The sequence below is a fragment of the Kitasatospora sp. NPDC096140 genome (assembly GCF_040303045.1).
Classification (GTDB): Bacteria; Actinomycetota; Actinomycetes; order Streptomycetales; family Streptomycetaceae; genus Kitasatospora.
Window position 1 is genome coordinate 126,317 of sequence record NZ_JBEOUW010000023.1, and the last position, 19,771, is coordinate 146,087.

The 19,771-nt window shown below is 74.8% G+C and carries 15 protein-coding genes and 1 pseudogene; 4 read left to right on the forward strand and 12 right to left on the reverse strand.

What is annotated here, in order from left to right; all coding sequences use genetic code 11:
* Positions 1-72: 72 nt before the first annotated feature.
* A complete protein-coding gene (pyrG, locus tag ABT048_RS23905) occupies positions 73-1,710 on the reverse strand; it encodes a CTP synthase (RefSeq protein WP_350523502.1) in 1,638 nt (545 codons plus the stop codon).
* Positions 1,711-2,469: 759 nt separating this feature from the next.
* On the opposite strand from pyrG, the gene ABT048_RS23910 reads away from it, so the two are divergent.
* Positions 2,470-4,470: a glycoside hydrolase family 15 protein gene (locus ABT048_RS23910; protein ID WP_350523503.1), complete on the forward strand. Its 2,001-nt coding sequence runs from the start codon at positions 2,470-2,472 to the stop codon at positions 4,468-4,470.
* A gap of 81 nt (positions 4,471-4,551) precedes the next feature.
* On the opposite strand, the gene ABT048_RS23915 is transcribed toward ABT048_RS23910, so the two are convergent.
* The 3 genes from ABT048_RS23915 to yczE all read right to left on the reverse strand — a co-directional run bounded on the left by ABT048_RS23915 (position 4,552) and on the right by yczE (position 8,459).
* Complete coding sequence (locus ABT048_RS23915; RefSeq protein WP_350523504.1) at positions 4,552-5,730, reverse strand: glycosyltransferase family 4 protein; 1,179 nt, start codon at positions 5,728-5,730, stop codon at positions 4,552-4,554.
* Between the two features lie 166 nt (positions 5,731-5,896).
* Positions 5,897-7,654: a DNA repair protein RecN gene (gene recN / locus ABT048_RS23920; protein ID WP_350523505.1), complete on the reverse strand. Its 1,758-nt coding sequence runs from the start codon at positions 7,652-7,654 to the stop codon at positions 5,897-5,899.
* A 64-nt stretch (positions 7,655-7,718) separates the two neighbouring features.
* A complete protein-coding gene (gene yczE, locus ABT048_RS23925) occupies positions 7,719-8,459 on the reverse strand; it encodes a membrane protein YczE (RefSeq protein WP_502894070.1) in 741 nt (246 codons plus the stop codon).
* A 129-nt stretch (positions 8,460-8,588) separates the two neighbouring features.
* Between yczE and yczR the strand changes: the two genes are divergently transcribed.
* On the forward strand, positions 8,589-10,106 hold the full coding sequence (gene yczR / locus ABT048_RS23930; protein ID WP_350523506.1) for a MocR-like transcription factor YczR: 1,518 nt from the start codon (positions 8,589-8,591) through the stop codon (positions 10,104-10,106).
* Positions 10,107-10,187: 81 nt separating this feature from the next.
* Here yczR and ABT048_RS23935 read toward each other — a convergent pair whose 3' ends face one another.
* The 4 genes from ABT048_RS23935 to ABT048_RS23950 all read right to left on the reverse strand — a co-directional run bounded on the left by ABT048_RS23935 (position 10,188) and on the right by ABT048_RS23950 (position 13,162).
* Entirely contained in the window at positions 10,188-11,093 is a 906-nt protein-coding gene (locus ABT048_RS23935; RefSeq protein WP_350523507.1) for an NAD kinase, read from the reverse strand.
* Between the two features lie 91 nt (positions 11,094-11,184).
* A complete protein-coding gene (locus ABT048_RS23940) occupies positions 11,185-11,991 on the reverse strand; it encodes a TlyA family RNA methyltransferase (protein WP_350523518.1) in 807 nt (268 codons plus the stop codon).
* A 36-nt stretch (positions 11,992-12,027) separates the two neighbouring features.
* Positions 12,028-12,252: a hypothetical protein gene (locus tag ABT048_RS23945; RefSeq protein WP_350523508.1), complete on the reverse strand. Its 225-nt coding sequence runs from the start codon at positions 12,250-12,252 to the stop codon at positions 12,028-12,030.
* Positions 12,236-13,162: a hypothetical protein gene (locus ABT048_RS23950; RefSeq protein ID WP_350523509.1), complete on the reverse strand. Its 927-nt coding sequence runs from the start codon at positions 13,160-13,162 to the stop codon at positions 12,236-12,238. The genes ABT048_RS23945 and ABT048_RS23950 overlap by 17 nt, the downstream gene beginning before the upstream one ends.
* Before the next feature lie 177 nt (positions 13,163-13,339).
* On the opposite strand from ABT048_RS23950, the gene ABT048_RS23955 reads away from it, so the two are divergent.
* Positions 13,340-13,687 carry an SCP2 sterol-binding domain-containing protein gene (locus ABT048_RS23955; protein ID WP_350523510.1) on the forward strand — a complete coding sequence of 116 codons (348 nt, stop codon included), beginning with the start codon at positions 13,340-13,342 and terminating at the stop codon, positions 13,685-13,687.
* A gap of 58 nt (positions 13,688-13,745) precedes the next feature.
* On the opposite strand, the gene ABT048_RS23960 is transcribed toward ABT048_RS23955, so the two are convergent.
* Together ABT048_RS23960 and ABT048_RS23965 are read right to left on the reverse strand one after the other, a co-directional pair.
* Positions 13,746-14,783 carry an HAD-IIA family hydrolase gene (locus tag ABT048_RS23960; RefSeq protein ID WP_350523511.1) on the reverse strand — a complete coding sequence of 346 codons (1,038 nt, stop codon included), beginning with the start codon at positions 14,781-14,783 and terminating at the stop codon, positions 13,746-13,748.
* Between the two features lie 202 nt (positions 14,784-14,985).
* Complete coding sequence (locus ABT048_RS23965; protein WP_350523512.1) at positions 14,986-15,582, reverse strand: tetratricopeptide repeat protein; 597 nt, start codon at positions 15,580-15,582, stop codon at positions 14,986-14,988.
* Positions 15,583-15,674: 92 nt separating this feature from the next.
* On the opposite strand from ABT048_RS23965, the gene ABT048_RS23970 reads away from it, so the two are divergent.
* Positions 15,675-17,045 carry a DUF1015 family protein gene (locus ABT048_RS23970; protein WP_350523513.1) on the forward strand — a complete coding sequence of 457 codons (1,371 nt, stop codon included), beginning with the start codon at positions 15,675-15,677 and terminating at the stop codon, positions 17,043-17,045.
* A 119-nt stretch (positions 17,046-17,164) separates the two neighbouring features.
* Here the strand turns inward: ABT048_RS23970 and ABT048_RS23975 are convergent, their stop codons facing one another.
* Together ABT048_RS23975 and ABT048_RS23980 are read right to left on the reverse strand one after the other, a co-directional pair.
* A complete protein-coding gene (locus tag ABT048_RS23975) occupies positions 17,165-18,085 on the reverse strand; it encodes a tetratricopeptide repeat protein (RefSeq protein ID WP_350523519.1) in 921 nt (306 codons plus the stop codon).
* Between the two features lie 501 nt (positions 18,086-18,586).
* A pseudogene (locus tag ABT048_RS23980) lies at positions 18,587-19,525 on the reverse strand (hypothetical protein); the annotation flags it as partial.
* Positions 19,526-19,771: the final 246 nt, after the last annotated feature.

The following is a 19,771-nucleotide window of genomic DNA, read 5'->3' on the forward strand; positions in this document are numbered from 1 at the left end:
ACGCCGAACGGCGGCCCCGCGGGAATCGCGGGGCCGCCGTCCGGTGAACGACCGAGGCCGGTGAGAGGAAAACTACGCGGAGGCCGCGGTCTTGATCTCGATGGCGGCCTTGACCAGGCCCGCGAACAGCGGGTGCGGGCGGGTCGGGCGGGACTTCAGCTCCGGGTGGGCCTGGGTGGCCACCAGGTAGGGGTGCACCTCGCGCGGGTACTCGACGTACTCGACCAGGTCGCCCTTCGGGGAGAGGCCGGAGAACTGCAGGCCGGTCTTCTCCAGGTCCGCGCGGTAGGCGTTGTTGACCTCGTAGCGGTGGCGGTGGCGCTCCTCGACGTACTGCTCGCCGCCGTAGACCTCGCGGACGATCGAGCCCTCGGCGAGCTTGGCCGGGTAGAGGCCCAGGCGCATGGTGCCGCCCAGGTCGCCCTTGCCGTCGACGATGGCCAGCTGCTCGGCCATGGTGGAGATGACCGGGTGCTTGGCGGCGGCGTCGAACTCGGTGGAGTTGGCCTCGGGCAGGCCGGCCAGGCTGCGGGCCGCCTCGATGACCACGCACTGCAGGCCCAGGCACAGGCCGAGCAGCGGGACCTTGTTCTCACGGGCGAAGGTGATGGCGCCGACCTTGCCGTTGACGCCGCGGTCGCCGAAGCCGCCGGGGATGCAGATCGCGTCCACGTCGCCCAGCTGCTCGCGGGCGCCCTCGGGCGTCTCGCAGTCGTCCGAGGTGACCCACTTGATCTCGACCCGGGCGTTGTTGGCGAAGCCGCCGGCGCGCAGGGCCTCGGTCACCGACAGGTAGGCGTCGGGCAGGTCGATGTACTTGCCGACCAGGGCGACCTTGACGATGTGCTGCGGCTCGTGGACGCGGCGCAGCAGGTCGTCCCAGGTGGTCCAGTCCACGTCGCGGAACGGCAGGTCCAGGCGGCGCACCACGTAGGCGTCCAGGCCCTCGCCGTGCAGCACCTTCGGGATGTCGTAGATCGACTTGGCGTCGATGGCCGCGACCACGGCCTCCTCGTCCACGTCGCACATCAGCGAGATCTTGCGCTTGATGGCCTGCGGCACCTCGCGGTCGGCGCGCAGCACGATGGCGTCCGGCTGGATGCCGATGTTGCGCAGCGCGGCGACGGAGTGCTGGGTGGGCTTGGTCTTGAGCTCGCCCGAGGGGCCGATGTACGGCAGCAGGGAGACGTGCACGAAGAACACGTTGTCCCGGCCGACCTCGTGGCGGACCTGGCGGACGGCCTCCAGGAACGGCAGCGACTCGATGTCGCCGACGGTGCCGCCGACCTCGGTGATCACGACGTCGACGTCCTCGGTCGCCATCCGGCGGATCCGGGACTTGATCTCGTTGGTGATGTGCGGGATGACCTGGACGGTGTCGCCCAGGTACTCGCCGCGGCGCTCCTTGGCGATGACGGTCGAGTACACCTGGCCGGTGGTGACGTTCGCCGAACCGTGCAGGTTGGTGTCCAGGAACCGCTCGTAGTGGCCGATGTCCAGGTCGGTCTCGGCGCCGTCGTCGGTGACGAACACCTCACCGTGCTGGAACGGGTTCATGGTGCCCGGGTCCACGTTGAGGTACGGGTCGAGCTTCTGCATCGTGACGCGCAGGCCGCGGGCCTTGAGCAGGGCTCCGAGGCTGGAGGCGGTGAGCCCCTTGCCGAGCGAAGAGGCGACACCCCCGGTGACGAAGAGGTGCTTGGTCGTCACGGCTCGGCCGTTCGCTGCCTTGCCGGAATGGGGCTGTGCCAAGAGGGGGCTCCCGTGGGTCGCGTGTCGAAAGTGACGTGGGCGGGAGGCTCGGGGTTCGCCGGGCGACGGTGGCGGGTGCTGGGCACCGCGCTCGAAGAGTCGCCGGTTCGGCTGGTCCGGGGCGTTTGATCCCGCCGGTCCACGGGATACCAGGGTAACAGTGACCCGACCCGGACGCCGTTCGGGCCGCGCGCACCGCACCTGGGGCGCACGCCGGGCGCACCACCGGCGCATCATCCGCCGCATGAGTCACACCGGTCGCACGACCCACCGGACCGGGCCAGCCGGCCGTATCCGTCCGGGTCATGGCGGCTCCTCCACAGGGACCACCCGGAGGTGATCCTTCCGGACCATCCTGCGCCACGCCTCCGCGATGCACGGCATTTCCGCCGAATTGCGGCGCCACACCGGGCGGCGCCCGCGTGCTTCGCCCCTTTCGTCCGTCGTAAGCTGCTCGGACGCATCGCCGACAGCACGAGCACGCGGAGGGCGTGGGAGGGTCAGGACGCTCCCGGTCCCCGATGCGCGACCGGACCTCCCCGTATTGCAGCTCCTCCCCACCCACTCCAGGGGCTCGACCGAGCCCCGCGCGGACACTCCAGCAAGGCCTGCCACCACCCCCCGGCAGACCGGACGTCCCGGGGTGGACCTCCGGCCCCGCAGACCCGCTCCCTCGTCTCGCCGATGCCCTGACCACATTGCGAACTGGAGATCCACGTGGCCGGCCGTATCGAGGACTACGCACTCATCGGGGACATGCAGACCGCCGCCCTGGTCAGCAGGGACGGGGCGGTGGACTGGCTCTGCCTGCCCCGCTTCGACTCGCCGGCCGTGTTCGCCGGCCTGCTGGGCACCGATGAACACGGCTTCTGGCGGATCGGCCCCGCCGAAGCCGTCCTGACCGAGGTCCCCGCGCCCGCCACGGCCACCGCCCTCACCACCGGGGGCCGGGTCCGCCTCGCCGACACCGCCGACCTCCGGGTGCCGCCGCCCACCGCCGCCGCCCCCGCCGTGCCCGCCGACCGCCGCCGCTACCGGGGCGACTCGCTGATCCTGGAGCAGGAGTGGGACGCCCAGGGCGGCACCGTCCGGGTGATCGACTTCATGCCGCCGCGCCCGCTGGCCGGCAAGGACGCCGTCCCCCAGGTGATCCGGATCGTCGAGGGCGTGGCCGGCACCGTCCGGATGCGCTCGGCGCTGCGGATGCGCTTCTCGTACGGCCGCATCGTGCCCTGGGTGCACCGCGTCGAGCAGGCCGACGGCACCCACCGCACCGTCGCCATGGCCGGACCCGACTCCGTCTGGCTGGACGGCGTCTCGGAGACCTACGGCCGCAACCTCACCACCTACGCCGACTTCACCGTCACGGCCGGCGAGCGGATCGCCTTCGCCCTCACCTGGCAGGCCTCCCACCTGGACGCGCCCCGGACCCCGGACGCCGAGGTGATGCTCGACGCCACCGCCGACTTCTGGCACGAGTGGGCCGACCAGTGCACCTACCAGGGCCCCTACCGCGAGGCCGTGGTCCGCTCCCTGATCACCCTCAAGGGCCTCACCTACGCCCCCACCGGCGGCATCGTCGCCGCCCCCACCACCTCGCTGCCCGAGGACATCGGCGGCGAACGGAACTGGGACTACCGCTACACCTGGCTGCGCGACGCCGCGATCACCCTCTCCTCCCTGCTGCGCACCGGCTACCGCGACGAGGCCAAGGCCTGGCGCGAGTGGCTGCTGCGGGCCGTCGCCGGGGACCCGGAGAACCTGCAGATCATGTACGGCATCGCCGGCGAGCGCGAGCTCACCGAGTCCTCGCTGGACTGGCTTCCCGGCTACGAGGGCTCGCAGCCCGTCCGGGTCGGCAACGGCGCCGCCGGGCAGCTCCAACTCGACGTCTACGGCGAGGTGGTGGAGGCCCTCCACCTGGCCCACATGACCGGCCTGGTCCGCAACGACCACGCCCACCACCTGCAGCTGCGCCTGATCGAGTACCTGGAGGAGCACTGGCAGGAGCCGGACGAGGGCATCTGGGAGGTGCGCGGCCCGCGCCGGCACTTCGTCCACTCCAAGGTGATGGCCTGGGTCGCGGTCGACCGCACCATCAAGCTGCTGGAGCAGACCCCCGAGGACGCCCCCGCCGACGGCCACCTGGAGCGCTGGCGCGAGCTGCGCGAGACCATCCACCGGGACGTCTGCGAGAAGGGCTACGACCCGGAGCGCAACACCTTCACCCAGTACTACGGCGGCAAGGAGCTGGACGCCTCACTGCTGCTCATCCCCCAGGTCGGCTTCCTGCCGCCGGACGACAAGCGCGTGATCGGCACCATCGAGGCGATCCAGCGCGAACTGTCCACCGAGGACGGCTTCGTGCTGCGCTACCCGACCCACGACGAGTCGGGCAACAACGTGGACGGCCTCTCCGGCCACGAGGGCGCGTTCCTGGCCTGCTCGTTCTGGCTGGCCGACGACCTCGCCATGATCGGCCGGGTGCAGGAGGCCCGCGACCTCTTCGACCGGCTGCTGTCGCTGCGCAACGACCTGGGCCTGCTCGCCGAGGAGTGGGACCCGCGCCTCAAGCGCCAGGTCGGCAACTTCCCGCAGGCCTTCAGCCACGTCCCGCTGATCGACACCGCCCTACGGCTGACCGCGTGCGGCGCCGCGTACCTGTCCGCCCAGCCGGACGGCCGGGCCGCCGACCGCGTCGAGCAGGCGACGGTCTGACGCACCGGAGCCGGCCCTGAGCGTCCTGAGCGTGCCCTGGGCGTGCTCGGAGCCGCCTCGGGACGGGCTGGGGGCGGGGCCCTAACTGCGCTGCACCAGCTCGTCGTAGGTGCTGAGCACCTGGGCGACGGTGGCGGCCTCGTCCGGCCAGGTCTCGGCCTGCTGCCGGCCGGCCGCCACCAGCGCCTCGCGGCGGGCCGGGTCGGACAGCAGCCCGCGCACCGCGCCGCCGATCGCGGCCGGGTCGCCGGAGGGCACCAGCACGGCGGCGTCACCGACCAGTTCGGGGATGCCGCCGACGGCGGTGGCGACCACCGGCACGCCGGCCCGCATCGCCTCCTGCACCACCAGCGAGCGGGCCTCCCAGCGGCTGGGGACCACCACCACGTCGGCGGCGGCCAGCAGGTCGGGCACGTCGGTGCGGTAGCCGAGCAGCCGCACCGGGAGCTTCTCGGCGGCCGCCCGCTCACGCAGCGGGCCCGCCTCCGGGCCGTCCCCGGCGAGCAGGACCAGCGGCTCGGGGTCCAGCGCGGCCAGCTCCCGGGTGGCGTCCAGCAGCAGCCCGAAGGCCTTCTGCGGGACGAGACGGCCCACCGCCAGCACCAGCGGGCGGTCCGGGCCCCCGCCGAGCAGCGCGGCGCGCGCCTCGGCCCGGCCGAACCGGCCCTCGGGCATCGGCGGGGCGGCCACCGGGCCCAGCCGGGCGTCGGTGGCGCCCAGTTCGCGGGCCCGGGCGACCAGGTCGGAGGAGGCCCCGAGGACCAGGTCGGCGGCGCGCGCGACCCGGCGCTCCATCAGCCTCTGCAGCCGGCGCTCCATGCCGGTGGCCAGCAGCGCGTGGTGCGAGGTGACCACCAGCGGGGTCTCCGGGCGCAGGCCCGGGAACCGGCCGGCGGTGCGCAGCGCGAGGTCCGAGAGCAGCCCGGCGCGCAGCCCGTGGGCGTGGACCACGTCCGCACCGGTGAAGGCCCGGCGCAGCTCGCCGATCGCGGTGGCGTCGCTGCGGGCGCCCGCGGTGGGGGTGATGTCGACGGTGTGGAACCTGGCGCCCGTGCGGGAGAAACCGAACAGCGCGTCCGTGCCGGCCGGCGCGCAGACCGTGACGATCACCCCGTGCGCGACCAGGCCCTGGGCCAGGGAGCGCACGTGCGCACCGATGCCGCCGGTGCTGGCGGCCAGGACGAGTACCACGTGCAGCTGCCCCGGTTCCGGGGCGGCCGCGGTGGCCCGGGCGGCGGAATGGTCCACGTCGTCTCGCATCCGACTCGATCAGGTTCGCGCGCCGCTTCGCGAGGATTGCCCGCCGGGCGGCGCTCGGGGCTGGGAAGCCAGTGTCCAGCGGCCACCATGCCAGGTCGGCGGCCCTCTTGGACAGTCGGCGCCACCGGGGCGCGTCGCCGACGGTCCGCGGGGCCGCCGGCGCCGGCTACCGGTGGCGCGGGGCCCGGGCGGCGGCCAGCAGTTCCTCGGCGTGGGCACGGCCCAGCTCCGAGTCCTCCAGGCCCGCCAGCATCCGGGAGAGTTCGCGCACCCGCTCCTCGTCGTTCAGCACCTTGACCCCGCTCCGGGTCACGGTGCCGTCGTTGGTCTTCTCCACCACGAGGTGCCGGTCCGCGAACGCGGCGACCTGCGGGAGGTGGGTGACCACCACGACCTGGGCGGACTCGGCCAGCTTGGCCAGCCGGCGGCCGATCTCGACCGCGGCCTTGCCGCCGACGCCCGCGTCCACCTCGTCGAACAGGTAGGTCGGGACGGGGTCGGCGCCCGCGAAGACCACCTCGACGGCGAGCATGACCCGGGACAGCTCACCGCCGGAGGCGCCCTTGGCGATCGGGCGGGGCTGGGCGCCCGGGTGCGGGGCGAGCAGCACCTCGACCTCGTCCACGCCGTGCGGGCCGTACGCGACGGTGCGGCCGCCGACCTCGATCCCGCCGAGGTCGTCGACCTGGCTGATCGAGAAGGTCACCCGGGCGTGCGGCATGGCCAGTTCGGCGAGTTCGGCGGACACGGCCGCGGCGAAGCGCCCGGCCGCGGCCTGCCGGGCGGCCGACACCTCGGCCGCGAGCTCGGCCAGCTCGGCCCGCAGTTCGGTCTCGCGGGCGCCGAGCTCGTCGATCCGGTCGTCGTCGCCGTCGAGTTCGGCGAGCCGTACGGCCCCGGCCTCGGCCCAGGCGATCACCTCGGCGAGGGTGTTCTCCTCGCCGCCGTACTTGCGCAGCAGCTGGGCGAGCACGGCCCGGCGGTCCTCGACGGCGGCCAGGCGCACCGGGTCGGCGTCCAGGTCGTCCGCGTAGCCGGCCAGGTCGCCGGCCACGTCGGCGAGCAGGTAGCCGACCTCGTTGAGGCGGTCGGCGAGGGCGGCCAGGCGCTCGTCGTGGTGGCGCACGGCCTCCAGGGCGCGGCGGGACTGCCCGAGCAGGGTGCCCGCGTCCAGGGCCTCCGGGTCGGCCGGGTCGCCGGCCAGTGCGGCGTGCGCGAGGGCGGCGGCGGAGGACAGCGCGTCGGCGTGGCCGAGCCGCTCGGCCTCGGCCGCGAGCTCGGCGTCCTCGCCGGCCACCGGCTCGGCGGCGGCGATCTCGTCCAGGCCGAAGCGCAGCAGGTCGGCTTCCTGGGCGCGCTCGCGGGCCCGGGTGGTCAGCTCCTCCAGGGTCGCGGAGACCTCGCGCAGGGTGCGGTAGGTCTCCCGGTAGCGGGCCAGCGGCTCGGCCACCGCCTCGCCCGCGTACCGGTCCAGCGCGCCGCGTTGGCGGGCCGGGCGCAGCAGGCGCTGCTGGTCGGTCTGGCCGTGCACGGCGATCAGGTCCTCGCCGAGTTCGGCGAGCAGCCCGACCGGCACGGCCCGCCCGCCGACGTGCGCCCGGGAGCGGCCCTCGGCGGAGACGGTCCGGCTGATCAGCAGGGCTCCGTCGTCCAGTTCCGCTCCGGCCTCGACGGCCCGGGCCGCCACCGGGGAGTCGGCGGGCAGTTCCAGCCGGCCCTCGACGACGGCCCGTCCGGTGCCGTTGCGCACCAGGCCCGGGTCGGCGCGCCCGCCGAGCAGCAGGCCGAGGCTGGTGACGACCATGGTCTTGCCCGCGCCGGTCTCACCGGTCACGGCGGTGAAGCCGGGGGCCAGTTCGACCACCGCGTCGTCGATGACCCCAAGATCCCGTATCCGCATCTCGTCCAACACGGAGACGACCATACGAGGTTCCGCCCCCGGCGCGCGACGAGCGACAACGGCGCGCGGCAACTCCGTGCCCCGAAGTTCACCCCTTCCGGCGGTTTCGTGCGGGCTGGGAGCCGGGTGTGGGCGCGGTCACAGGTGCGGTCACACGTGCGGTGCACAGGGGCAGGAAGACCTGCACCAGGGGGCCTATGGCCAGCGCGTACGCGACCGTGCCGATCCCGGCGGTGCCGCCGAGCAGCAGGCCGACGGCCAGGACGGTCAGCTCGATGCCGGTGCGGATCAGCCGCAGCGAGCGGCCGGTGCGCCGGTGCAGGCCGGTCATCAGTCCGTCCCGCGGGCCGGGGCCGAGGCGGGCGCCGATGTAGAGGCCACTGGCCAGGCCGTTGAGCACGATCGCGCCGGCCATCACGGCGATCCGCACGGGCAGGACCGCGAAACCGTCGACGACCCGCAGGGTGAGGTCCATCGCCGCGCCGATCACCAGCACGTTGGCGACGGTGCCCGGCCCCGGACGCTGGCGCAGCGGTATCCACAGCAGCAGCACCAGGGCGCCGCAGATCGTCACCCAGGCCCCGACCGAGAGCCCGATGCTGCGCTGCAGGCCCTGGTGGAGGACGTCCCAGGGGTCGAGGCCGAGGCCGGAGCGGAGCATCAGCGCCATGCTCGCGCCGTACAGGGCGAGGCCGGCGAACAGCTGCGGGACCCGGCGGCCCAGGCCGTGGGTGTCGCCGAGGACGCGGGCCGCGAGGCTGCTCTCCCCGGCGGGTTCTCCGGTCGTCGGTACGGGCGTGCCCGGTCGGGGCGTGGTCGACGTGGCCACTGGTGCTCCTGCGGTGGTGCTGCACCTCCGGTCCGCCCGGCGGTGGCGGCCGGTACAGCCACCCTGCCATGATGGACGAGCCAAAACGGCCCGCCCCAGGGCCAATCCCGAGCAAGTGGACTGATATCCATGGCCGACTGGCACACCACCGTCACCCCGCCCGCGCTGGCCCGGCTGCTCGCCACCGCCCGGCTCCCCGAACCGGCCACCGCCCGCCGGCCCGCCTACCGCACCCTCGCCGGGCAGATCCGGCTGCTGGTCACCGAGGGCCGGCTGCCGGTCGGCGCCCGCCTGCCCGCCGAGCGCGAGCTGGCCACCGCCCTGGAGCTGAGCCGCACCACCGTCGCCACCGCGTACGAGACGCTGCGCGGCGACGGCTACCTGCACAGCCGGCGCGGCGCGGGCAGCTGGACCGCCCTGCCCGAGGGCGCCCCGCCGCCCGGTGACGCCCTGCACCCCGTCCCGCCGGACGAGCAGGGCCGCACCCTGGACCTCGGCGTCGCCGCCCCGCCCGCCCCGCAGCCCTGGTTCGGCGCCGCCGCCGCCCGGGCCGTCGAACAGCTGCCGTACTACGCCTCCGGGCACGGCCACTACCCCACCGGCGTCCCGGTGCTGCGCGAGGCCGTCGCCCGCCGCTACACCGAGCGCGGACTGGCGACCACGCCCGACCAGATCCTGATCACCACCGGCGCGATGGGCGGCCTGCACCTGGTCCAGCGGGTGCTGGTGGGCCGCGGCGACCGGGTCGCCGTCGAGGCGCCCAGCTACGCGCACACCCTGCAGGCACTGCGGCTCTCCGGCGCCCGCCTGGTCCCGGTGCCCTTCGCGTACCGCCCGGGACCGGACGGCGGGCCGGCGCCGCGGTGGGACGCGGAGGAGTGGCAGCGGGTGCTGCGCGGCGCCGCGCCCAGGCTCGCCTACGTGATCCCGGACTTCCACAACCCGACCGGCGCGCTGATCGGCGAGGAGCAGCGCCGCGAGCTGCTGGCCGCCGCCCGGGCCGCCGGAAGCATCGTGCTGGTCGACGAGACCACCGCCGAACTCGGCTGGGGCGTACCGGAGTCCGTGCCGCTGCCGCGCCCGGTGGCGGCGCTGGACCGGTCCGCCCAGGTGGTCACCGTCGGCTCGGCCGGCAAGCTCCTGTGGGGCGGCCTGCGGATCGGCTGGGTCCGGGCCGCGCCCGCGCTGGTGCGCCGGCTGGCCGGCGAGCGGGTCTACAGCGACGTCGGCACCCCGGTGCTGGACCAGCTGATCGCCGCCGAACTGCTGGGCGAGCCGCTGCCCGCCGTACGGGCGCACCAGCTGGCGCGGCTGCGGGCCACCGCGCACGCCTTCGCCGCCGCGCTGCCGGAGCAGCTGCCGGACTGGAGCTTCCCGATGCCGACCGGCGGGCTCGCGCTGTGGGTCTCCACCGCCGGCCTGTCCGGCGCGGCGCTGGCGCAGGCCGGGGAGCACGGCGGGGTGCGGGTCGCCTCGGGCAACCGCTTCGGCTCGGACGGCGCGTTCGAGCACCACATCCGGATCCCGCTCACCGTGCCCGCCGCGACCGTGCCGGCCGCCGTCGGCCGCCTGGCCGCGGTCGCCGCCCGCGCGACGGCGGGCGGGCGGCTCGGCCCGACCGACGAGGCCCAGCCGCTGGCGGTCTGACGGGCCGTCCGCGGCCGGGCCGGCCCCGGACCAGGGGTACGGTCCGGGGCCGGTCCGACGGTGCGGCCCGGCCGTGCGCTCCTAGTGGTGGTTCGCCCGGCCGCGCCAACCCGTCACCGGCAGCGCGAACTTGGCCACCAGCCGGTCGGTGAACGGCGCCCGGTGCAGTCTGGCCAGCCGCACCGGGGTCCGGCCCCGGCGGACCTCCACCCGTGCCCCGGCGGGCAGTTCGACCGAGCGCCGCCCGTCGCACCAGAGCACGCCGTGCGGGGTCTTCGGCTGCACCTCGACGGCCAGCACCGACTCGGGCGAGGTCACCAGCGGGCGGGCGAACAACGCGTGCGCCGAGATCGGCACCATCAGCAGCGCCTCCACCTCGGGCCACACCACCGGCCCGCCGCCGGAGAACGCGTACGCGGTGGAGCCGGTCGGCGTGGCGCACACCACGCCGTCGCAGCCGAAGTTGGAGACCGGGCGGCCGTCCACCTCGGTCACCACCTCCAGCATCCGCTCCCGGGACGCCTTCTCGATCGAGGCCTCGTTCAACGCCCAGTCCTCGTGCACCACGTCGCCGTTGGTGCGGACGATGACGTCGATCGTCATCCGCTCCTCGACCTCGTAGTCCGCGTCGACCACCCGCTCGACCACCACGGCCAGGTCGTCCCGCTCGGCCTCGGCGAGGAAGCCCACCCGGCCCAGGTTGATCCCGAGCATCGGCAGCCCGTGCGAGCGCGCCAGCTCGGCCCCGCGCAGCAGCGTCCCGTCCCCGCCGGCCACCAGGATCAGCTCGCAGCCGTCCGCCGCCCCGGGGCCCTCGGCCACCTTCTCGACGCCGTCCGGCAGGTCCAGGTCGACCGCCTCGGCCTCCAGCAGTCTGATCCGGAGCCCGGACTTCAGCAGCCCGTGCACCAGGCCCTCGACGCTGCGCAGCGCCGCCTCCCGGCCGGTGTGCGCGATCAGGAAGACCGTACGTTCTTCATCGCTCATGCCGCTGCCCTCTCCCTCACGCCTGCCGGGTCTCTCATGGCCCCGGTGCGGCCGCCATACAGCATGACGGGCCGGACGTCCGCTGAGCACCCTACCGGGGCCCCTCCGCCACGGCCCGGTCCGCGTCCGCGGGGTCCAGCTGCGGGGCGTCCCGCCGCAGCCACAGGAAGTACTCCACGTTGCCCGACGGTCCCGGCAGGGGGCTCGCGGTGACGGCGCGCACGCCCAGCCCGAGCTCCCACGCCTGCCCGGCGACCTGGCGCACCATCTCGGCGCGCAGCTCCGGGCTGCGCACCACCCCGCCGCTGCCCAGGCGCTCCTTGCCGATCTCGAACTGCGGCTTGACCATCAGCACCAGGTCGGCGTCCTCGGCCGCGCAGGAGGCGAGCGCCGGGAGCACCAGGCCCAGCGAGATGAACGACAGGTCGCCCACCACGAGGTCCACCGGGGTGCCGCCGATGAGGTCCAGCGTCAGCTCGCGCACATTGGTGCGGTCCATCACGGTGACCCGCTCGTCGCTCTGCAGCGACCAGGCGAGCTGCCCGTACCCGACGTCCACCGCCAGCACGCGGGCCGCCCCGGCGCGCAGCAGCACGTCGGTGAACCCGCCGGTTGACGCGCCGGCGTCCAGCGCCCGGCGGCCCTCGACCACCAGGCCCTGCGGCACGAAGGCGGCGAACGCCCCGGCGAGCTTGTGGCCCCCGCGCGAGACGTAGTCGGGGTCGTTCTCGTCCTTGGCCACCACGACCGCCGCCGAGGTCTCCACCTGGGTGGCCGGCTTGGTCGCGGTGGTGCCGCCGACGGTCACCCGGCCGGCCGCGATCAGCTCGGACGCGTGCTCACGCGACCGGGCCAGCTTGCGGCGGACCAGCTCCGCGTCGAGTCGGCGTCGTGCCACTGCCACTGGTGTTTCAGCTCCTACGGGTCCCGCGGGTCATTCCTGGTCGAGCGCGGCCAGCGTGTCGGCCATCCGCTGGTGAACATCTTCGTACACCGCGACGTGCTCCTCGGCGGGGGCCCCGTCCAGAGCCTCCAACCGGGCCAGTGCGGCGTCCACCACGGGATGACCGGTGGGCTGCAGGTCGACGCCGAGCGGCTCCACCCCCGGCGCCGACCCGATGCCCCCGGGCGCTGCGGCCGGCTCACTCGTCCCGGGCATCGGGCTTCTTCACGCTGGTGGCCTTGCGGACGGTGGTCTTCCTGGTCGCCGTGCGCTTCGCCGGTGCCTTGGGCTGCGCGGCCGACTGCTCGGCGGCGGTGCCCCGCCCGGCGGAGGCGGTCTTCTTGACCGTCGTGGTCTTCTTGGCAGCCTTGGCAGCCTTCGCAGCCTTGGCGGGCTTCGCGGGCGTGGCAGCCGCCTTCTCGGCCGCGGCCTTCCCGGCCGCCGTCCCGGGCGTCGCCGTCTTCTCGGCGGCGCTGTCCCCGGCCGGGGCGGCCTTCTTCGCCGCGGCCTTCTTCGCCGCCGCCTTCTTCACCGCGGCCTTCTTCGCCGTCGTCTTCCGCGTGGGAGCCTTCTGCGCCTGCTCCTTCGGCTCCGGCGGCGTCGGCGAGAACCGCGCGGCCGGCGGGACCGGCGGGTCGACCTCGACCGGCGCGTCCACCTCCACCCGTTCGGCGATTATCGGCTCCCTCGCCGACCGGCCGGACGGTTCGTCCTCGTACTCCCAGCCGCGCCCGAACAGGTCGTCCGCCCGCGGCGCCGGCACCGGTTCCTCCGAGCCGTACGCACCCTCGCCGGGCGCCGCCGGGGTCTCCTCCTCGACCTCGCGCAGCTTGCTCTCCAGGTACGCCAGCACCACGCCGACCTTGGTGACCTGGTCGCCGACCTTCTCGAAGACCTTCTCCGCCTCGTTGCGCGCCACCCCGACCGCCAGGTCGACCCCGGCCAGCCCGGCGGTGACCGCCTCCCCCGCCAGCGTCTGCAGCGTCTTCGCCGACGGCGGGAACTCCCCGCCCAGCCGGCGTTCGACCTCCGTGACGTCGACCCCGGCCTTCTCCAGCATCGAGGCGGCCGTCACGACGACCCGCTTGCCGACCTCCTCGACCACCCCGGCGGCGGTCTCCACCACTCCCCGAACCGTCCTCGGCAGCATCCGGGTGCCTCCCAATCGCCTTCGCGTCGCTCCGTCGCCCTCAGTACCCGGGCCGTTCCGGGCACCCCACGGACGACGCTACCGCCAAAACCCCGCTGAGGTACCGTGGCCCGCAGTCAGCACCGTAGCGACCGGGGGAGGGAGCCGCCGCCCATGGCCGACGTCGAGGAGTGCCGGGAGGCCCTGGAACAGCTCAGCCGGAACATGTCGCAGTCCAGCGGCAACGTCCGCAAGGCCGCGTCCCTGGACCGGTCGCTCAGCTGCCGGATCACCGACCTGGACCTGACCTTCACCGGGCGGCTGCGCGACGGCCGGATCCAGGACGTGGTCACCACGCCCGGCCCGCCCGCCGAGAAGGCCGAGATCCGGCTCACCATGAGCAGCGACGACCTGGTCGCGATGGTCGACGGCCGCCTCAACTTCGCCGCCGCCTGGGCCGGCGGCCGGGTCCGGCTGGAGGCCGGCTTCCGCGATCTGCTGCGACTGCGCACCCTTCTCTGACGCCGGCCCCGGCCCGCCCCGTTCCGCAGGAGCCGGGACCACCGGGCCCCGGCGGACCTCAGAAGCCCAGCTCGGCCAGGGCCTTCCGTCCGTCCACCGGCTCACCGTCCGCGTCCAGCGCCGCCCACGCCGCCGCGCACAGCGCCCGCAGACCGTCCCAACGGTCGCCCGACCCGGTCAGCCGCAGCGCGCCGCCCTCCACGTCCGCGACCCGGCCGCCGCACGCGAAGCCGCCGGCCTCGGCCGTCACCGCCGCGTGCGGGACCAGCAGCCCGCGCAGGTCGGCAGCCAGGTAGGTCGGCCGGTGCTCGACCGGGGCCGCCAGCAGCAGCTCGGGGGTGGTCACCCCGGTGAAGACCAGCAGGCTGTCCACCCCGCCGTTGAAGGCGCCCTCGATGTCGGTGTCCAGCCGGTCCCCGACCACCAGCGGCCGCTTCGCGCCGGTGCGCAGCACGGTCTCCCGGTGCATCGGCGGCAGCGGCTTGCCCGCCACCTCCGGCTCCACCCCGGTCGCCGCCCGCACCGCCGCGACCAGCGTGCCGTTGCCCGGCGCGATACCGCGGGCCCGCGGCACCGTCAGGTCCAGGTTGGACGCCACCCACGGCAGCCCGCTCTGCACCGCGTACGAGGCCTCCGCCAGGTCCGCCCACCCCACCGAGGGGTCGAAGCCCTGGACCACCGCGAGCGGCTCGTCGGCCAGCGAGCGGACCGCGACCAGCCCCAGGTCGGCCAGCGCCTCCTCCAGCCCGAGGCCGCCCACGACCAGCACCTTCGCCCCGGCCGGCACCTTCTCGGCGACGACCCGGGCGGCCGCCTGCGCCGAGTTGATCACGTCCGTCGGCTCGGCCGGCACGCCCAGCTCGGTCAGGTGCTCGGCCACCACCCGCGGCGGGCGGGAGGCGTTGTTGGTCACGTAGGCCAGCCGCATCCCGGCCGTCCGGGCGGCGTCCAGGGCGGACACCGCGTGCTCGATCGCCCGGGCGCCCGCGTAGACCACGCCGTCCAGGTCCAGCAGCGCCGTGTCGTAGGCCTCGGTCAGCGGCCGCTCGCTGCCGCCGGGGGCGGTCCGTCGCACGGGGGTGGCCGAATCGGTCATGGCTGCGCTACCTCATTCACTGCGTCGTCGTTCACTGCGTCGTCGTTCACTGCGTCGTCGATCACGTCGTACACCTCGCCGCCGCACCACGCTGTGCGACGCCGCGCCCACCGGCACCGGGCCCGTCGGGCCCCACGGTCGGCCCGGCACCCGTCGACCCGGCACTCACCGACCCGGCATCCGTCGGCCCTGCGCCCGTCGGTCAGCCGTCGGCCGGTCGGACGTCGCCCTCGGCGCCGTCGGCGCCGTCCGGCTCGCCCCCGGCCCGGTCCGCCTCCCCGGGCGGGGGCGCCAGGTACCCGGGAGCCCCAGGCAGCAGCGGGCCGTACGCGCCGGCCCGGGCCGCCAGCGTCGCCCGGGTCTGCCGCAGGGCCGCCCGGTAGTGGTCGGTCTCCGGCCGCATCGCCACGGCGAGCGCCAGGTGCTCGGCGGAGGTCTCGAAGTCACCCAGCCGGGCTGCCGTGACCCCCCACCCGAACTGAGCGTAGTCGTCCGACGGGTCGGCCAGCGCCACCGCCCGGAAGTTCTCCAGCGCGGCGGCGTACGAACCCGCGTCGAACTGGGCCCGGGCCAGGGCCTCCCGGATGCTGCGGGAGTGCGGCTCGGCCGCCACCGCTCTCGCCAGCAGCTGCTCGGCGGCCGCCGGATGGCCCTGCGCCAACAGTTGCGCGCCGCGGCGGAACCAGTCGTACACGTCCCCTGCGGGCTCCCCGGACCGGCTCTGCGGCGGCACCCCGCCGACCGGCCCGCCCGACCCGGTCGAACCGCCGCCGTCCACCCGTTCCTGCCCGTCGTCCATGCGGTACCTCGCCCTCGGTCGCACACCCGCCCCACGAGTCGGCACGGGTGTTCCGATCTCTCAACAACGCGTACCCGGTTACGATGCCCAGAATGAGCGCACCCAGTGCAGAAGACGGAGTCGAGACTCCCGAGGGCGGCCCCGGCGATCCCGGGCACGTCGCCACCGCCGGCCTGTCCCTGTCCCCCTTCCGCGGCCTGCGCTACGTCCCCGACCGGGTCGGCGCCCTGGCCGCGGTGACGTCCCCGCCGTACGACGTGGTCGACCCGGGCCGTCGGCTCGACCTGGAGACCGCCGACCCGCACAACGTGGTCCGGCTGATCCTGCCCAGGCCCGAGCCCGAGGACGCCGGCGACCGCCCCGACCGCGACACCCGGTACCGGCACGCCGCGCGTCTGCTGGCCGCCTGGCAGCGCGAGGGGATCCTCGCCGCCGACCCGGCCCCCGCGATCTACGTGTACGAGCAACGGGTCCCCGCCACCGCCGACTCCCCCGAGCTGCTCCAGCGCGGCCTGATCGGCGCCCTCGCGGTGAGCGGCCGCGAGGCCGGCGTCGTCCTCCCCCACGAGGACGTGATGCCCCGGCCGGTCGCCGACCGGGTCGGCCTGATGCGCACCACCCGGGCCAACCTCGAACCGCTGCTGCTCACCTACCGGGGCGACGGCGGCGCCTCCGGCGTGATCGAGCGGACGGTCGAGGGCGAGCCGCTGATCTCCACCGCCACCAGCGACGGCACCCACCACCGGCTGTGGGCCGTCACCGACCGGGCCGACATCGCCGAGATCGGTCGCGACCTGGCGACCTGCCGGGCGCTGATCGCCGACGGCCACCACCGCTGGGAGATGTACCTGCGCCTCCAGCGCGAGCACCGCCACCTGCCGCGCAGCCCCTGGGACCGCGGCATGGTGCTCCTGGTCGACACCGCCCGCTACCCGCTGCGGGTCCGCGCGATCCACCGGGTGCTCTACCGGCTGCCCGTGGCCGAGGCGCTGGAGAAGCTCGGCGACCACTGGAAGGTCAAGGAGGTCCCGGGCCCGCTGCCCGCCGCGCTCCAGGCGCTCGCCGAGCAGAAGCGCCACGGCGGCAACGGCTTCGTGCTGACGGGTGGCGACGGCGTCTACTGGCTGCTCGGCGAGCCCGACGAGTCGCTGCTGGACGCCACCGTGCCGCGCGACCGGCCGGAGGAGTGGCGCCACCTGGACGCCACCGTCCTGCACTCCACCCTGCTCGACCGCACCTGGCACGTCCCCGACGGCCCGGACGACATCGGCTACCTGCACACCGCCGTCGCCGCCGAACGGGAGGCCGCGCGCACCGGCGGCACCGCCGTCCTGCTGCACCCGGTCCGGGAGAGCGTGGTGCGCCGACTGGCCGAGCAGGGCGTCACCATGCCGCGCAAGTCCACCTCCTTCGGGCCGAAGCCGGCCACCGGACTGGTGCTGCGCAACCTCACGCTGGGCTGACCCCGCGCCGGGCCGTCCCCGCGCTTCGCCGCGCGGTGCCACGGGCCCGGACGCCGTGAGGCCCTGCCGTACCCCGGGAAGTCCGGGAACGGCAGGGCCTCACGGCGTTACGCGATCGCTCAGCTCTTGGCGTCGGCCTCGTCGGCCTTGACGTCCTCGGCCTCGGCGTCCGCGGACTCGACGTCCTTGGCGCGCTCGGGCACCACGCCGTCGAAGTCCTCGTCGATTTCGAGGTCGTCCTCGTCGTAGAACTCCTCGACGTCCTCCTCGTCCTCGAAGATCACGCGGTCGTCGGCGACGTCACCGGTGCGCTTCTTCGCCGGGGCGTCGGCCTGCTCGGCCTCCTCCTCGGCCAGCTCCGGGTCGAGCGCGTCGGTGAACTCCACGCCGTCGATCTCGGCGAGCCGCTCCGAGGCGTTGGTGGAGCCGTCGGTGTCGGCCTCGGCCGCCTTGGCGAACCAGTCACGGGCCTCGTCGCCACGGCCGGCCGCGATCAGCGCCTCGGCGTAGGCGTACCGCAGGCGCGCGGTCCACGGCTGCACGGAGCTGGAGGCCAGCTCCGGGCTCTGCAGGGTCACCACGGCGGCGTCGAACTGCTCCATGTCGCTGCGGGCACCGGCCGCCACCAGGCGCATCTCCACCTGGCCGGCCTTGTCCAGCTGCTTCACCTCGGGCTCGCCGGCCATCGCCAGCGCCCGCTCCGGACGGCCCAGACCACGCTCGCAGTCGGCCATCACCGGCCACAGGTCCGCGCGGCCGGTCATCCGACGGGCGGCGCGGAACTCGGTCAGCGCCTCGGAGTAACGCTGCGTCATGTACGAGGCGAAACCGGCCGCCTCACGGACGGCGGCCACGCGGGACGCCAGACGGAGCGCGACGCGCGAGTACTGGTAGGCCTCCTCGGCCTCGCCGTCGAGCAGGCGGGCCACCATCACCAGGTTGCGGGCGACATCGTCCGCGAGGGTCTTGGGCAGGCTCTTGAGCTCCTGGCGCACGTCCGCGTCCAGCTCGAAGCCGGTGACGTCCTCCGGGATCGGCAGGCGCTTGACGGGCTCGTAGTTGCCACGGCGGTCGTCGTAGTCCCGACGGTCCCGGTCGTCGCGGCGGTCGTCACGACGGTCGTCGCCGCCGCGGCGGTAGCCACCACCCTGGCGGTCGTCACGGCGGAAGCCACCGCGCTCGCCACCACGGTCGTCGCGGCGGAAGCCGCCACGGTCGCCACCGCGGTCGTCGCGGTCACGGCCGTACCCACCGGAGGGACGGTCGCCGCGGTCGCGGTTGAAGCCGCTCGGGCGGTCGTCCCGACGGAAACCACCGCGCTCGCCAGCGCGGTCGTCACGGTCACGGCCGTAACCGCCGGAGGGGCGGTCGTCGCGGCGGAAGCCGCCACGGTCGCCACCGCGGTCGTCACGGTCACGGTTGAAGCCGCCGGAGGGACGGTCGTCCCGACGGAAGCCGCCGGAGGGACGGTCGCCACGGTCGCGGTTGAAACCACCGCCGGAGGGGCGGTCGTCACGGCGGAAGCCGCCACGGTCGCCACCGCGGTCGTCACGGTCACGGCCGTACCCACCGGAGGGACGGTCGTCGCGGCGGAAGCCGCCACGGTCGCCACCGCGGTCGTCACGGTCACGGTTGAAGCCGCCCGACGGACGGTCGCCACGGTCGCGGTTGAAACCACCGCCGGCCGGACGGTCGTCCCGACGGAAGCCGCCGGAGGGACGGTCGCCACGGTCGCGGTTGAAACCACCGCCGGAGGGGCGGTCGTCGCGACGGAAACCGCCACGGTCGCCACCGCGGTCGTCACGGTCGCGGTTGAAGCCGCCCGACGGACGGTCGCCACGGTCGCGGTTGAAACCACCGCCGGCCGGACGGTCGTCACGGCGGAAACCGCCACGGTCGCCACCGCGGTCGTCACGGTCACGGCCGTACCCGCCGGAGGGACGGTCGTCACGACGCGGACGGTCATCGCGGTCGCGGTTGAAGCCGCTCGGGCGGTCGTCCCGACGGAAACCACCCGACGGGCGGTCGTCGCGACGGAAACCGCCACGGTCGCCACCGCGGTCGTCACGGTCACGGCCGTACCCACCGGAGGGACGGTCGTCGCGGCGGAAGCCGCCACGGTCGCCACCGCGGTCATCGCGGTCACGGTTGAAGCCGCCCGACGGACGGTCGCCACGGTCGCGGTTGAAACCACCGCCGGTCGGGCGGTCGTCGCGACGGAAGCCGCCACGGTCGCCACCGCGGTCGTCACGGTCACGGCCGTAACCGCCGGAGGGACGGTCGTCACGACGCGGACGGTCATCGCGGTCATCGCGACGGTAGCCACCCGGGCGGTCGTCACGGCGGTAGCCGCCGCCAGAGGGGCGGTCGTCGCGGCGGGAGGCGCCACGGTCGTTCGACCAGCCCCCACGCGACCGGGGCTCATAGCCTCGGCCGTCGTCCGATCGACGCTCGGGACGGTCCTGGGGCTGGTTCGACATCGTGGTGACTCCTTCTGCTGCTTCAGCTTCACCGCGTGGGCCGTGCGTGCAACTCCCGCTGCCGTCACGCGGTTTCGGCGCCGGCCTCCTGGCCCGCGCACCTTCTCCATTGTCCGGCATGTCAGGACCCTCCGCGTCTGGGCGGTAGTCCCGTTCTGCCGGACTTCTTCACGATTTCCGCCACATCAATTGGCGCGGCTGCGAGTACGTTTCGATACTCATCCCACCAGGCTCGCTCTCGCTCCC